The sequence below is a fragment of the Microbulbifer regidiadema (SeqCode) genome (assembly GCF_052467605.1).
Genome location: NZ_CP174316.1, coordinates 607395 through 621948, shown reverse-complemented (window position 1 = coordinate 621948; position 14554 = coordinate 607395). Strand labels below are relative to the sequence as shown.

At 44.0% G+C, this 14554-nt stretch carries 14 protein-coding genes; 12 read left to right on the top strand and 2 right to left on the bottom strand.

The annotated features are described in order from the left end of the window. Window positions 1-293: 293 nt before the first annotated feature. Complete coding sequence (locus ACJJIF_RS03585) at window positions 294-881, bottom strand: flavodoxin family protein (RefSeq protein ID WP_444930877.1); 588 nt, start codon at window positions 879-881, stop codon at window positions 294-296. Window positions 882-896: 15 nt separating this feature from the next. Next, window positions 897-1721 carry an arylamine N-acetyltransferase family protein gene (locus tag ACJJIF_RS03580; protein ID WP_444930876.1) on the bottom strand — a complete coding sequence of 275 codons (825 nt, stop codon included), beginning with the start codon at window positions 1719-1721 and terminating at the stop codon, window positions 897-899. A 197-nt stretch (window positions 1722-1918) separates the two neighbouring features. Here ACJJIF_RS03580 and ACJJIF_RS03575 point away from each other — a divergent pair, with 197 nt between their 5' ends. From ACJJIF_RS03575 to ACJJIF_RS03520, 12 genes are all read left to right on the top strand, one after another. Then, window positions 1919-2875, top strand: coding sequence for a ribonuclease Z (locus ACJJIF_RS03575; RefSeq protein ID WP_444930875.1), 957 nt, complete (start codon window positions 1919-1921; stop codon window positions 2873-2875). 555 nt (window positions 2876-3430) lie between these two features. Further along, a complete protein-coding gene (locus ACJJIF_RS03570) occupies window positions 3431-5170 on the top strand; it encodes a hypothetical protein (protein WP_444930874.1) in 1740 nt (579 codons plus the stop codon). A gap of 8 nt (window positions 5171-5178) precedes the next feature. Further along, a complete protein-coding gene (locus ACJJIF_RS03565) occupies window positions 5179-6045 on the top strand; it encodes a hypothetical protein (RefSeq protein ID WP_444930873.1) in 867 nt (288 codons plus the stop codon). Between the two features lie 195 nt (window positions 6046-6240). Then, window positions 6241-7107 carry a hypothetical protein gene (locus ACJJIF_RS03560; RefSeq protein WP_444930872.1) on the top strand — a complete coding sequence of 289 codons (867 nt, stop codon included), beginning with the start codon at window positions 6241-6243 and terminating at the stop codon, window positions 7105-7107. Between the two features lie 209 nt (window positions 7108-7316). Next, window positions 7317-8030 carry a hypothetical protein gene (locus tag ACJJIF_RS03555; RefSeq protein ID WP_444930871.1) on the top strand — a complete coding sequence of 238 codons (714 nt, stop codon included), beginning with the start codon at window positions 7317-7319 and terminating at the stop codon, window positions 8028-8030. A gap of 56 nt (window positions 8031-8086) precedes the next feature. Beyond that, window positions 8087-8953, top strand: coding sequence for a hypothetical protein (locus tag ACJJIF_RS03550; RefSeq protein ID WP_444930870.1), 867 nt, complete (start codon window positions 8087-8089; stop codon window positions 8951-8953). Window positions 8954-9009: 56 nt separating this feature from the next. Further along, a complete protein-coding gene (locus ACJJIF_RS03545) occupies window positions 9010-9876 on the top strand; it encodes a hypothetical protein (RefSeq protein ID WP_444930869.1) in 867 nt (288 codons plus the stop codon). 56 nt (window positions 9877-9932) lie between these two features. Then, window positions 9933-10805, top strand: coding sequence for a hypothetical protein (locus tag ACJJIF_RS03540; RefSeq protein ID WP_444930868.1), 873 nt, complete (start codon window positions 9933-9935; stop codon window positions 10803-10805). Window positions 10806-10861: 56 nt separating this feature from the next. Further along, the gene (locus ACJJIF_RS03535; protein WP_444930867.1) at window positions 10862-11734 is read left to right on the top strand and encodes a hypothetical protein; all 873 of its coding nucleotides are present in this window, start codon (window positions 10862-10864) and stop codon (window positions 11732-11734) included. Window positions 11735-11790: 56 nt separating this feature from the next. Beyond that, window positions 11791-12657: a hypothetical protein gene (locus ACJJIF_RS03530; protein WP_444930866.1), complete on the top strand. Its 867-nt coding sequence runs from the start codon at window positions 11791-11793 to the stop codon at window positions 12655-12657. 56 nt (window positions 12658-12713) lie between these two features. Beyond that, complete coding sequence (locus ACJJIF_RS03525) at window positions 12714-13580, top strand: hypothetical protein (RefSeq protein ID WP_444930865.1); 867 nt, start codon at window positions 12714-12716, stop codon at window positions 13578-13580. Between the two features lie 56 nt (window positions 13581-13636). Further along, window positions 13637-14503, top strand: a complete 867-nt coding sequence (locus ACJJIF_RS03520; protein WP_444930864.1) for a hypothetical protein — start codon at window positions 13637-13639, stop codon at window positions 14501-14503. Window positions 14504-14554 lie beyond the last annotated feature (51 nt).

Sequence of the window (14554 nt, the reverse complement as noted above, 5' to 3'; positions counted from 1 at the left end):
CCGGTATCTTAACCGGCCCCGCTGGGCACAGGGTTGGGATTGCCAGAGTGAATTGAGCCTCAGCCCCCTCTTTCCCACAGTAGCCCCAAACAACCCCCGGCAATTGGCTACCATTGTCGCTGGGCGTTTTATGTCGCGGCCGGGGCAATGCTGGACTGCCCCCTACCTACAAAAGAATTTCAACTTGGCGATATCAACACTTCAAACCCTGCGATAACAACTTTTTCAAGCCCCCTCTCACACCCCCCGCAGGGTTTCTCAGCAGCCCGTTATTACTGGCAGCGACTCCCCTATTAGCCCGGCAGTTCTACTCCAGAACCTGAAAAGCGCTGTGCCAAAGCCCCCATACGGCGCCCCAGCTGTACGCCTGTCAAACGGTCCAGCTCGTGGATTTCACCGGCCCCCTCGGCAACCGCCACCAACCCCGACTGACAACCGCCCCGATTTCGGCCCTGCGGATCTTGGCTCGGCAGAATATCCAGCGGCACCCACAGCATCCCCATTTGGGCGGCAAAGACCTGTAAAGTCCTGATAGTAGCGAGTTGATCGCCACTAAAATGACTGCCCACAGTAAACCCGGTAGCCAGCTTATCCAGCCAGCTGCGATCCCCATAGCGCTCACTGGCCGCATCCATAAAGGCTTTGAACTGAGCCGAAACAGTTCCCATAAAGGTGGGAGATCCCAGTGCGATAGCTTCGCACTGATCCAACTGGCGCAACAGCGCCTGATCATCAAAGCGCCCCTGATGGATTTTTTCTCCCCGAATCTCAAGGGCGACGCCCTCGCAGCCATCCCGCGAGTGAATTCCCTCAACAATCGCTTCCGCTAAAGCTTTACTGCAACCAGATACCGAATGGTAAACAACACCTATTTTAATCATAAGCCCCTCCCCTACTCAGTCAGCGGCAAAAATCAGCTTTAATTTTTCATCAACTTCGGCACCAACTGGCACGTCAATATTGAAAATATCTCGCAGAGTGGTGCGCAGCGCCTCCACATCTGCCAACAGTGCAACACTCTTGGGCCCTGCCAGTGGCTGATAAGTGAACTGGCGATTGAGCAGTGCATGCCGCCCCCCAGGAAAGGCGCGGGCAACTATCAACTGCTCCACAAACTTGGAGTTGGGGTGTGTGGAGCAATACCAGTTGCCGATTTTATAATCGCCATCGGTTTTAGGACGCAAGTCAAAACTATACATAGGCTGCCAGCCCGTTCCGCTCGCAACTTCCAGCAAGTAATCCCCCTCTACGAAAGTAAAGCGGTATGTAGCGTGAGGTGTGCTCTGAAGAACACGGGAGTCGATATCCAGCGGCGCGGTTAAAGTATTGCTGCCAAAGCCCACATCAAGCAAAAACCGACGCCCCTCAAGCTCTACCATAAGGATCATATGGGATTGTGCAGCGGGATAACCCGCAGGCAATTGCCATAGCACTCGTGCGGCAAGATTCGTAACTTTAAAGCCGATTTTTCTCAGCACAGCCCCTAGTAAAGCATTTTGCTCATAGCAATAGCCCCCGCGCCGCTGCTCCACAAGCTTGGCCGCAATAGCGTCCAACGCAATATCGACCGCGTTTCCCAGAAAGGAGGTGATATTTTCGAAGGGAATATTGCGAACATGCTGGATTAGCAACTGCTCCAGGCACTTCAAACTGACCGCAGGCTCGCCCGCAAACTCTATACGGGCTAAATAACGCTCCAAGTTAATCGCTGGGGTATTCACTCAATTGCCTCCTCAAGATCTCGGCATAAAACGATATGGCGGGAGTCTATTACCTCAACCTAACTTTAGGTCAACAGCTATACTTCAAGTTTCTACCCTAATACCCGGCAAGGACAAGAACTTACGCCCGATAACCCTTGGCAACGAGTGCTCTCCTTTGAGTATGATTAGCGATTCATTTGACAGGCAGTAAAAAAATGGAATTACTTTTTCTTGGCACCTCTTCCGCTACCCCCACCAAGCAAAGGAACGTTAGCGGGATCGCACTTATCGAGAGCCAGGGCAAAGGCTGGTACTTAGTCGACTGTGGTGAAGCTACGCAGCACCAGGTCCTGCGTACCAATCTATCGCTAAATTCGCTGAGCACAGTTTTTATCACGCATATACATGGAGACCACTGCTATGGACTCCCCGGTTTACTGGCCAGTGCGGGAATGCAAGGGCGAACTAAGCCGCTCACGTTAATCGCACCCAAAGCGGTTTACGATTGGGTGGCCGCAACACAAACCCTCACCGAGCTGTATCTTCCTTTCGAGCTCAATTTTATCCCCCTGGAAGAGCTGCCCTCAGTAAATATCGGGCAGTTTACCGTTTGCTCTACGCAACTCTCTCACCGGGTGCCGTCTTACGCATACAGTTTTACCGAGAGAACCGTTGCCGCAGGGCTGGATACAGAGAAGCTCACCGCTATGGGGATTCCTCAGGGCCCTATGTGGGGCAAACTAAAAGCCGGTATCGATATCGCCTATAAGGGGCAGCAATACTCCGCTTCTGAGTTTATTTTACCGGCGAGGCGCCCTCGCAAGATCGTAATATGTGGAGATAATGACAAACCAGAATTACTCAAAAGCACCTGTGCTAACGGCGATATATTGGTACATGAGTCCACTTATACTGAAGACATGGCCGAGAAAGCGAGCCGTGTCGGCCATAGCTATGCCAAACAGGTTGCCTCCTTTGCTGAACAGCTTTCAATACCCAATCTAGTACTTACCCATTTCAGCTCTCGCTACCAAAGTAGCCCCGACGCAGATGCCTCAATTGAAGTTATTGAGCGGGAAGCCCATGCTGCTTATAGCGGAAACCTGTATTTAGCTGAAGATTTTATGCGGCTACATCTGGAGAAGTCTGGGGCACTTATTAAGCAGTGCTGAGTTACTGCTGACCCTATGGCGGGTATTGGGGTTAGCTTTTATTTGGAACAATCGCACCAATTATTGCCGCAATACCTGGATTGATATTTAGCTTTAGGGGCAGAGCCTCCGCAAAAGACACAACACCCAAAATAACTAGCCCCAAGCTGCCCAAAGTATTGACAATATAATTACTCAGTTACCTGTATACAGGCGGTTACCAGGACCATGGTATTAACTATCCGCATTGCACCAGCCCACTGAATCAGAAAAATTTTAACCCTAAAAAAAGTGATTACACCTCATTACATGAGGCCCTAAAACCAGGCAGAAACAAGAATATTTTTGTGATCTTGTTAACGTTTTAGCGGGAAAATATGGCTCAACTCCCTCAATCTAATATTTACATCAAATATTGTCGATCAGTGATAATTTTCGTAAATTTACACTTATAACAACAGCTGATAAATTACTAGAAATATGATTACTATTTGATTGGATAGATGCTTCCCACTCCAGGGAGCACTACCAATCTGATGCAATAACCCCAAACAGGACCAGGGATACTTAGCACTTATGGACCAGCGAACCGAGACTCATATTCTTTGTACTAGTGGTGGACGCAATCTTGTTGCCTCAAAAAAAACAGCTCAACTTTGGTCGCGTATCAGTTCAAGCGCAACGCACACTAAAGCACCTAACTATCACGCTGTGGGTGCTTATATGGCTATTCGGGGCTTACTGGCCAAACCCAATGATTTTGATACCCATTCAATGGTTGATAACCAGCGTATCAAAGTAAAAACCGAGCGAGGGTATCAGTTAAGCTACACTCTACTATCGGATGGTGATATTTATCTCAATGATATTCAAATTGATTTTGAGAATGAGTCTTTTGAGCAGAGTGAAAAAGGGGATACAATTTATAGGGTCTCAACAGAAAAAGAGAGTGACAATAATAACAAACTTATTTGGAAAGCTTCCGCAATCAAGCTAAGTCAGCTTAAAATTTCCCCCTCCTCAGTAACACATATATTAATCAGTGACTCTAACATGTTACAGCCCAAGGAGTGCGCAGCATATGGCCCCCCTGTCATTAATTCTGGCCATCCTGAACACACAATTGGCGAGGGCGATAAATTTTATATGTTCCATCGTCCCAAAGAAAAATTTATTAAGGGTTTTTTTAGATTACGCAGGCCTGACCCGGTTAACAAAGAAGCAAAGTTTATCAATGAAATTGTTAATGTGATCGCAGGCGCGGCCCGCATCAGTGCAAACGAATATCAACGCAGGCAAACGGCCTATGAAGGACCTATTCAAAAACTCAAAAAAAATGTAGACGCCAATAAAGCGTTAGGAAATCCTGACTTAGGCAATATAAGCACTCAAAACCAGCGTGAAATATTTAAAAAGAAAGGGGATAAGGTTCAAAAGGCAAAAGATATAAAATTTGGTGCCGCCGCAAAAATAGGGCTGCCTGACCCAGTAGTCTGCTGGACCACAACAGGGAATGGGGATAAAACTTTCAACCAGGCTGTAAAAAAAGCTGCTCAAATTGTTAATGTAGGTAATATTTATGGTGGCGAACTAAATAGCCACAAGCTACAGCACGTTTTCCTAAATAATTATACCGTTAACGATAATCGCTTAGACCGCTCCATGGCTAATATTGGCATGGAGTGGAGTTCGAAACGAGGAACTAGAAGTCCTGTTAGCCTCAAGAATCAACTTAAAGATAGTTTTTATTCTAGCGAATATAAGCTGCTAAAGCGTCGCTCTCAAGTAGCAATGAAAGACAGTGAATACGATAAACTGCACCCTGCATTTAGGGCTACTGATACCGATGAGCTGTATGACACCCTTAAGGCCGTAGCGCCAATAGGCAGCAAGCCCCGCCTTGGTGATGCAGCCGTTTCAGGCCTAGCTGCTGGGGGTACTGGAACTTACGCTGCGGTCTCAAAGGCCGGGGGAGTAAAGGAAGCTGAGGCTCTTCTAGCACAATCAGACGTACTTTTAGAGAAAACTACAGTAGCACTCAATCAAGGGCTAGGAACTGTGTATAAGCTATTAGATATAGTCGGTGACAGTATTGGCAGTGAGGCCTCTACATTTGGTATGTGGACTGCTGCTGGAATAGCTGTAACAACCATGACAGCGAAGTATATGAGAGGTGGCCCCATGAGAAAAGCAAAATTGCTTTATGGGCAAGCGCGCCATGGAAATTTGAGCTCTATGCCCACAAGTGAGCTGGCCAACGTGAAGAAAGCTCTGAGGTTTCATGCTAACCTAAGTGTTTCCAGCTCAGAAGTGTGAGATCTTGAATGTTATTTGGAACCACCAAAAATCCTAAAGGGCCTAAATTAGGTAAATCTAAGCGGGTAAGCTGCAACTTATCCGGCACAAGACTTAGTTTTCTTAAGCCCCCAAGTAATGCTTCGCTACCAGACTATGCTCCTACCCCCTCCAACGGCCCCCTAAATGTTGACCTCAATATCTATTCTTTGGCGGAGTTCGTTAAGACATCAGATAGAGCCAGGGCATACTTTCTTGGCGAGGAAAACTATCACTATTATGGCATCCCCCTATGGAACCCCCTTGTTGGCGGTATGAAATTTCATGTAGCTCTAAAAAGACCGAACAATCATCCTAATTTACTCGAAGCCAATAATTATGAAAGCTGGGTTGACAAAGACACAAAAGCTTTCTATAAACCTGGCAGAGGACCTTATTTTCAAGAATGGGAGCACCTATTTCCTCTTTTTTGGCAGACCTTTAAGTTACCCAAAACAGGGGATATTCAATGGATTGCCTATATCGTGCAAGATTTCTGCGGAAGAAATGGCGATCAGTTTATTTATTATGTAAGATCCGCCATTTCAAGTGAGCATGAATTAGTTTTTTCATTTAGGTCGGGTTGTGATCAATATGAGTCTGGCGCTTTTAATCTTTTTAAAAAGATTATTCGCTTTATTTTAAATAATGTTGAAATCACGCTTGTTGACTCTACGGAAAGGGAGATTAAAGAACTGGAGAAAGCGGGCTTGCGCAACTTCAGTACAGAAAAGCCAATCTGCCGTTATGATAACGCCCCTAAAAAGAGTTCCGGGGATTATCAACTCTTGGAGGATCCCTGCTTTTACTTTACCAGGATTGGCAAAACAATAGATCGCAGGCTATGGGTCGACTAGCTGTAATCTCAATTGCCGCTTAACCAAACCCGCCGGTCTATCTCCATAACGGATTTAGACCGGCAAATCTTCTATACAAGAACATAATCAGCAATAACTATTTAGATCGTACTATATAACCCCAAGTATCCCGACCGACCAGAAAGAACTATTGGCTTCTCGGTTTAATTCCGTCCTATTAATATGAAACCCTAGATGTTATTTGGAACCACAAAAAATCCTAAAGGGCCTAAATTAGGTAAGTCTAAGCGGGTAAGCTGCAACTTATCCGGCACAAGACTTAGCTTCCTCAAGCCCCCAAGTAACGCTTCACTACCAGGCTATGCTCCTACATCCTCAGACGGCCCCCTAAATGTTGACCTCAATATCTATTCTCTGGAGGGGTTCGTTAAGATATCAGATAGAGCCTGGGGATACTTTCTTGGTGAGGGAACCTATCACTATTATGGTATCCCCCTATGGAATCCCCTTATTGGTGGTATGGACTTTAATGTAGATCTAAAAAGATCGGACAATCACCCTAATTTACTCGAAGCCGTTCATTATGAAAGTTGGGTTGACAAAGATATAAAAGCTTTCTATGAACCTGGCAGAGCGCCGAATTTTCAAACATGGTTGCACCTATTTCCTCTTTTTTGGCAAAGCTTTAAGTTACCCAAAACAGGCGACATCCAATGGGTTGCCTATATTGTGCAAGATTTCTGCAGTAGAAGAGGTGATCGGTTTGCTTATTATGTAAGATCCGCCATTTCAAGTGAGCATGAATTAGTTTTTTCATTTAGGTCGCGTTGTGATCAATATGACTCTGGCGCCTTTAAGATTTTTAAAAAGATTGTTCGCTTTATTTTAAACCATATTGAAATCACACTTGTCGACTCTACAGAAAGGGAGATTAAAGAACTGGAGAAAGCGGGATTGCGCAACTTCAGTACAGAAAAGCCGATCTGCCGCTATGATAACGCCCCCAAAAACGATTTTGGAGACTATGAACTACTGGAAGACCCCTGCTTTTCCTTTACCAGGATTGGAAAAACGATAGATCGCAGGCTCTGGGTGGATTAGCCCATGCTTGAGAATGGTCAACTTAGTCAACGCCTGCTATTAAAGTGAACCTCTAGATGTTATTTGGAACCGTAAAAAATCCTAAAGGGCCTAACTTAAGTAAGTCCAAGCCGGCAAGCTACAATTTTTCCGGAACAAGACTTAATTTTATTAGGCCTCTTAGTAATACCTCAATCCCAGGCCTACATACTACAAAGCCTGACTCACCTTTGGAGCTGGATCTCAATATCTATTCTCTGGAGAAGTTTAAGAAACTTTCAGATAGAACCTGGGGGTTTCCTCTAGTCAGAGAGGCCTATATATACAATGGTATACCGCTATGGAGTCCCCATATTGGCGGAATGGTGTTTTCTTCTGAGTTGAGAAGAGCAACCAAATGGCCCAATTTACTCGAAGCCGCTCATTATGAGCATTTTGTCGAGAAAGAGATTAAAGGCTCCTACGAACCCAGTAATGGATCACCTTTTGACGATTGGCTATACCTATTCCCCCTTTTTTGGCAAACCTTCAAATTACCCAAAACAGGGGATATTCAGTGGGTTGCCTATATCGTTCAAGATCTCTGCAGTCGTAATGGTGATCAAATCACCTACTATGTTCGCGCCGCCATTTCAAGTGAGCATGACTTAGTTTTTTCATTTAGAGCAAACACAGATGAATATAATTCCGGCGCCTTCGCTCTTTTCAAGAAGATTGCTCGATTTATCCTAAATAATACTGAAATCACACTTGTCGATTCGACAGAAAAGGAGATTAAAGAGCTGGAGAAAGCGGGATTGCGCAACTTCAGTACAGAAAAGCCGATCTGCCGCTATGATAACGCCCCCAAAAACGATTTTGGAGACTATGAACTACTGGAAGACCCCTGCTTTTCCTTTACCAGGATTGGAAAAACGATAGATCGCAGGCTCTGGGTGGATTAGCCCATGCTTGAGAATGGTCAACTTAGTCAACGCCTGCTATTAAAGTGAACCTCTAGATGTTATTTGGAACCGTAAAAAATCCTAAAGGGCCTAACTTAAGTAAGTCCAAGCCGGCAAGCTACAATTTTTCCGGAACAAGACTTAATTTTATTAGGCCTCTTAGTAATACCTCAATCCCAGGCCTACATACTACAAAGCCTGACTCACCTTTGGAGCTGGATCTCAATATCTATTCTCTGGAGAAGTTTAAGAAACTTTCAGATAGAACCTGGGGGTTTCCTCTAGTCAGAGAGGCCTATATATACAATGGTATACCGCTATGGAGTCCCCATATTGGCGGAATGGTGTTTTCTTCTGAGTTGAGAAGAGCAACCAAATGGCCCAATTTACTCGAAGCCGCTCATTATGAGCATTTTGTCGAGAAAGAGATTAAAGGCTCCTACGAACCCAGTAATGGATCACCTTTTGACGATTGGCTATACCTATTCCCCCTTTTTTGGCAAACCTTCAAATTACCCAAAACAGGGGATATTCAGTGGGTTGCCTATATCGTTCAAGATCTCTGCAGTCGTAATGGTGATCAAATCACCTACTATGTTCGCGCCGCCATTTCAAGTGAGCATGACTTAGTTTTTTCATTTAGAGCAAACACAGATGAATATAATTCCGGCGCCTTCGCTCTTTTCAAGAAGATTGCTCGATTTATCCTAAATAATACTGAAATCACACTTGTCGATTCGACAGAAAAGGAGATTAAAGAGCTGGAGAAAGCGGGATTGCGCAACTTCAGCGCAGACAAGCCGATCTGCCGTTATGATGACGCCCCGAAAAATGAATTTGGAGACTATGAGCTAGTGGAAGATCCCTACTTTTACTTTACCAGGATTGGTAAAACCATAGATCGCAGGCTGTGGGTGGATTAGCCCGTTCTTGAGAATGGTCAACTTAGCCAACACCTGCTATTAAAGTGAATCTCTAGATGCTATTTGGAACCGTAAAAAACCCTAAAGGGCCTAACCTGGGCAAGTCCAAGTTGGTAAGCTACAACTTATCCGGCACAAGGCTTAACTTTGTCAAGCCCCCTACTAATTCCTCAATGCCAGGTATCGATACTATAAGGCCTGACTTGCCTTTGGAGCTGGATCTGAATATCTACTCTCTGGAGAAGTTTAAGAAACTTTCAGATATAGATTGGGGGTTTCCAATAGCCAGGGAGCACTATCAATACAACGGTATACCTCTATGGAGCCCCAGTATTGGCGGGATGGAGTTTTCTGCTGAATTGAGAAGAATATCCAAGCACCCCAATTTGCTCGAAGCCGCTCATTATGAAAGTTTTGTTGAGGAAGAGGTTAAATACTCCTATGCGCCAGGTGGATCAAAACCCTCTAAAAGGTGGCTATATCTATTCCCCCTTTTTTGGCAAACCTTCAAATTACCCAAAACAGGGAATATTCAATGGGTTGCCTATATCGTGCAAAAATTCTGCTGTTCGGATGGTGACCAATTCACTTACTATGTTCGCTCCGCTATTTCAAGTGAGCATGAGTTAATTTTTTCATTTAGAGCAAAAACGGATGAATATAATTCTGGTGCCTTCGCTCTTTTTAAAAAGATTATTCGCTTTATTTTAAACCATATTGAAATTGTGCTTGTCGAATCCACAGAAAGAAAGGTTAAAGAACTGGAGAAAGCGGGATTGCGTAACTTCAGCACAGACAAGCCGATCTGCCGCTATGATGATGCTCCCAAGAGCGAATTTGGGGACTATGAGCTATTGGAGGACCCCTGCTTTCACTTTACCAGGATTGGCAAAACGATAGATCGCAGGCTCTGGGTGGATTAGCCCATGCGTGAGAATGGTCAACTTAGTCAACGTCTGCTATTAAAGTGAATCTCTAGATGCTATTTGGAACCGTAAAAAACCCTAAAGGGCCTAACTTGGGCAAGTCCAAGCAGGTAAATTACAACCTATCCGGTACAAAGCTTAATTTTGTTAAGCCCCCAACCAATATGTCAGTGCCGGGTGTGGACCCTGCAGAGTTTGACTTACCTCTGGAGCTGGATCTGAATATCTATGCTCTGGAGAATTTTATCAACCTTGGAGGTGAGGGTGACGCCTGGGGATTTTCACTAGCTTGGGAGCACTATAGGTACAATGGTATCCCGCTATGGAGTCCCTATATTGGCAGAATGGAATTTTCTGTTGATCTGAGAAGGGCAACCAAGTATCCCAACTTACTCGAAGCCGCTCATTATGAAAACTGGATCGATAAAGATATAAAATCCTACTACGCACCAGGTAAAGCAAGCGGCTCTGAACGCTGGCTATACCTGTTCCCTCTTTTCTGGCAGACCTTTAAATTACCCAAAACAGGCAATGTTCAATGGGTTGCCTATATCGTGCAAAAATTCTGCTGTTCCGATGGCGACAAATTTACCTACTATGTTCGCTCCGCTATCTCAAGTGAACATGAGTTGATTTTTTCATTTAAGGCGGAGAGAGATGAGTATAATTCCGGTGCCTTCGTTCTTTTTAAGAAAATTATTCGCTTTGTTTTAAATAATATTGAAATCGCACTTGTTAACTCTACAGAGAGAGAGGTTAAAGAACTGGAGAAAGCGGGCTTACGCAACTTCAGTATAGAAAAACCGATCTGCCGCTATGATAATGCCCCCAAAAACAAATTTGGGAACTATGAATTACTGGAAGATCCCTACTTTCACTTTACCAGGATTGGCAAAACGATAGATCGCAGGCTATGGGTGGATTAGTCCATGCTTGAGAATGGTCAACTTAGTCAACGTCTGCTATTAAAGTGAATCTCTAGATGCTATTTGGAACCGTAAAAAACCCTAAAGGGCCTAACTTGGGCAAGTCCAAGCAGGTAAATTACAACCTATCCGGTACAAAGCTTAATTTTGTTAAGCCCCCAACCAATATATCAGTGCCGGGTGTGGACCCTGCAGAGTTTGACTTACCTCTGGAGCTGGATCTGAATATCTATGCTCTGGAGAATTTTATTAATCTTGGAGGTGAGGGTGACGCCTGGGGAAGGCTACTCGCCAAGGAGCACTATAGATACAACGGCATTCCCCTTTGGAGCCCTAAGATTGGCGGCATGGAATTCTATGCTGACCTCAGAAGGGCAACCAAGTACCCCAACTTACTCGAAGCCGCTCATTATGAAAACTGGATCGACAAAGATATAAAATCCTACTACGCACCAGGTAGAGCAAGCGGCTCTGAGCGCTGGCTATACCTATTCCCTCTTTTTTGGCAGACCTTTAAACTACCCCAAACAGGCAATGTTCAATGGGTTGCCTATATCGTGCAAGATTTCTGCAGTAGAAATGGCGACCAATTTGCATATCATGTAAGGTCCGCCATTTCAAGTGAGCATGAGTTAGTTTTTTCATTTAGAGCGACATCAGATGAATATGATTCCGGTGCCTTCGTTCTTTTTAAAAAGATTGTCCGCTTTATTTTAAATCATATTGAAATCACACTTGTCGAATCTACAGAAAGGGAGATTAAAGAACTGAAGAAAGCGGGATTGCGTAAATTTAGCACAGAAAAGCCAATCTGCCGCTATGATAACGCCCCTAAAAACGAACTTGGGAACTATGAACTGCTGGAAGATCCCTGCTTTTACTTTACCAGGATTGGCAAAACAATAGATCGCAGGCTATGGGTGGATTAGCCCATGCGTGAGAATGGTCAACTTAGTCAACGCCTGCTATTAAAGTGAATATCTAGATGCTATTTGGAACCGTAAAAAACCCTAAAGGGCCTAACTTGAGCAAATCCAAGTTGGTAAGCTACAACTTATCTGGCACAAGGCTTAACTTTGTCAAGCCTCCTACCAACTCCTCAATGCCAGGTATCGATACTATAAGACCTGACTTACCTTTAGAGCTGGATCTGAATATCTATTCCTTGGAGAAACTTAAGAAAATTTCAGATAGAGCCTGGGGGTTTCCGCTAGCCATGGAGTACTATCAATACAACGGTATACCGCTATGGAGCCCGGATATTGGTGGGATGGAGTTTTCTGCTGACTTAAGAAGAGCTATCAAGTGCCCCAATTTACTCGAAGCTACTCACTATGAAGATTTTGTCGATAGGGGGATTAAGCGCTCCTATGCGCCAGATAGATCAATCCACCCTAAAAGATGGCTACATCTATTCCCTCTTTTTTGGCAAACCTTCAAGCTACCCAAAACAGGGGATATTCAATGGGTTGCCTATATCGTGCAAGAGCTCAGTAGTGATGAAGGTGATCAATTTACCTACTATGTTCGTTCCGCAATTTCAAGTGAACATGAGTTGATTTTTTCATTTAGAGCGATGACAGATCGATATGATTCTGGCGCTTTCATTCTTTTCAAAAAAATTGTTCGCTTTATTTTAAACCATATTGAAATCACGCTTGTTGAGTCTACAGAAAGGGAGATTAAAGAGCTGGAGAAAGCCGGATTACGCAATTTCAGTACAGAAAAACCGATCTGTCGTTATGATGACGCTCCCAAGAGCGAATTTGGGAACTATGAACTGCTGGAAGATCCCTATTTTTACTTTACCAAGATTGGTAAAACGATAGATCGCAGGCTGTGGGTGGATTAGTCCATGCTTGAGAATGGTCAACTTAGTCAACGTCTGCTATTAAAGTGAATCTCTAGATGCTATTTGGAACCGTAAAAAACCCTAAAGGGCCTAACCTGAGCAAGTCCAACCGGGTAAGCTACAACTTATCTGGCACAAAGCTTAACTTTGTCAAGCCTCCTACTAACTCCTCAATGCTAGGCATCGATACTATAAGGCCTGACTTACCTTTAGAGCTAGATCTGAATATCTATTCTCTGGAGAAATTTAAGCAACTTTCAGATATAGATTGGGGCTTTCCAATAGCCAGCGAGTACTATCAATACAACGGTATACCTCTATGGAGCCCCAGTATTGGCGGGATGGAGTTTTCTGCTGAATTGAGAAGAATATCCAAGCACCCCAATTTGCTCGAAGCTGCTCATTATGAAAGTTTTGTTGAGGAAGAGGTTAAATACTCCTATGCACCAGGTGGATCAAAACCCTCTAAAAGGTGGCTATATCTATTCCCCCTTTTTTGGCAAACCTTCAAATTACCCAAAACAGGGGATATTCAATGGGTTGCCTATATCGTGCAAAATTTCTGCAGTGACGATGGTGACAAATTTACCTACTATGTTCGCTCTGCCATTTCAAGTGAACATGAGTTGATTTTTTCATTTAGAGCGATGACAGATCGATATGATTCTGGCGCTTTCATTCTTTTCAAAAAAATTGTTCGATTTATTTTAAATAATATTGAGGTCACGCTTGTTGATTCGATAGAAAAGGAGATTAAAGAGCTGGAGATAGCTGGATTGCGTAACTTCAGTACAGAAAAGCCAATCTGCCGCTATGATGACGCCCCTAAAAACGAATTTGGGAACTATGAACTGCTGGAAGATCCCTGCTTTTACTTTACCAGAATTGGTAAAACGATAGATCGCAGGCTCTGGGTGGATTAGCCCATGCTTGAGAATGGTCAACTTAGTCAACGCCTGCTATTAAAGTGAACCTCTAGATGCTATTTGGAACCGTAAAAAACCCTAAAGGGCCTAACTTGGGCAAGTCCAAGCCGGTAAGCTATAATTTGTCCGGCACAAGACTTAATTTTGTTAGCCCTTCTAGCAATGCTTCGCTACCAGGCAGAGTCCCTTCAGCTTCCCCCCCCCCACTGAAAGTTGATCTGAACATCTATTCTTTCGAGGAGTTTGTTAAACTTTCAGACAGGGCCTGGGGATACCCTCTTGCAAAAGAGCTCTATGATTATCATGGTATACCGTTATGGAGCCCTCATATTGGCGGCATGGATTTTTCTGCTGAACTGAGAAGACCAAGTAATCATCCCAATTTACTCAAAGCCACTCATTACGAAAACTGGGTTGACAAGGATATTAAAGGCTATTATGCGCCCAAGCCAGGATCAGTAATTGACGAATGGTCGTACCTATTTCCTCTTTTTTGGCAGACCTTTAAACTACCAAAAACAGGAAATATTCAATGGGTCGCCTATATCGTGCAAGATTTATGCGCTAGAAATGGCGATCAATTCACCTACTATGTAAGGTCCGCCATTTCAGCCGAGCATGAGTTAATTTTTTCATTTAGAGCGGCGACAGATGAATATAATTCTGGCGCTTTCACTCTCTTCAAAAGAATTGTTCGCTTTATTTTAAATAATATTGAAATCACACTTGTCGACTCTATAGAAAGGGAAATTGAAGAACTGAAGAAAGCAAAATTACGCAATTTTAGCACCGAAAAGCCAATTTGCCTCTATGATGACACACTCAAAAACCCTCTTGCTGACTATGAACTACTGGAAGATCCCTGCTTTTACTTTACCAGAATTGGTAAAACGATAGACCGCAGGCTATGGGTGGATTAGCCCATGCTTGAGAATAGTCAACTTAGTCAACGCCTGCTATTAAAGTGAATC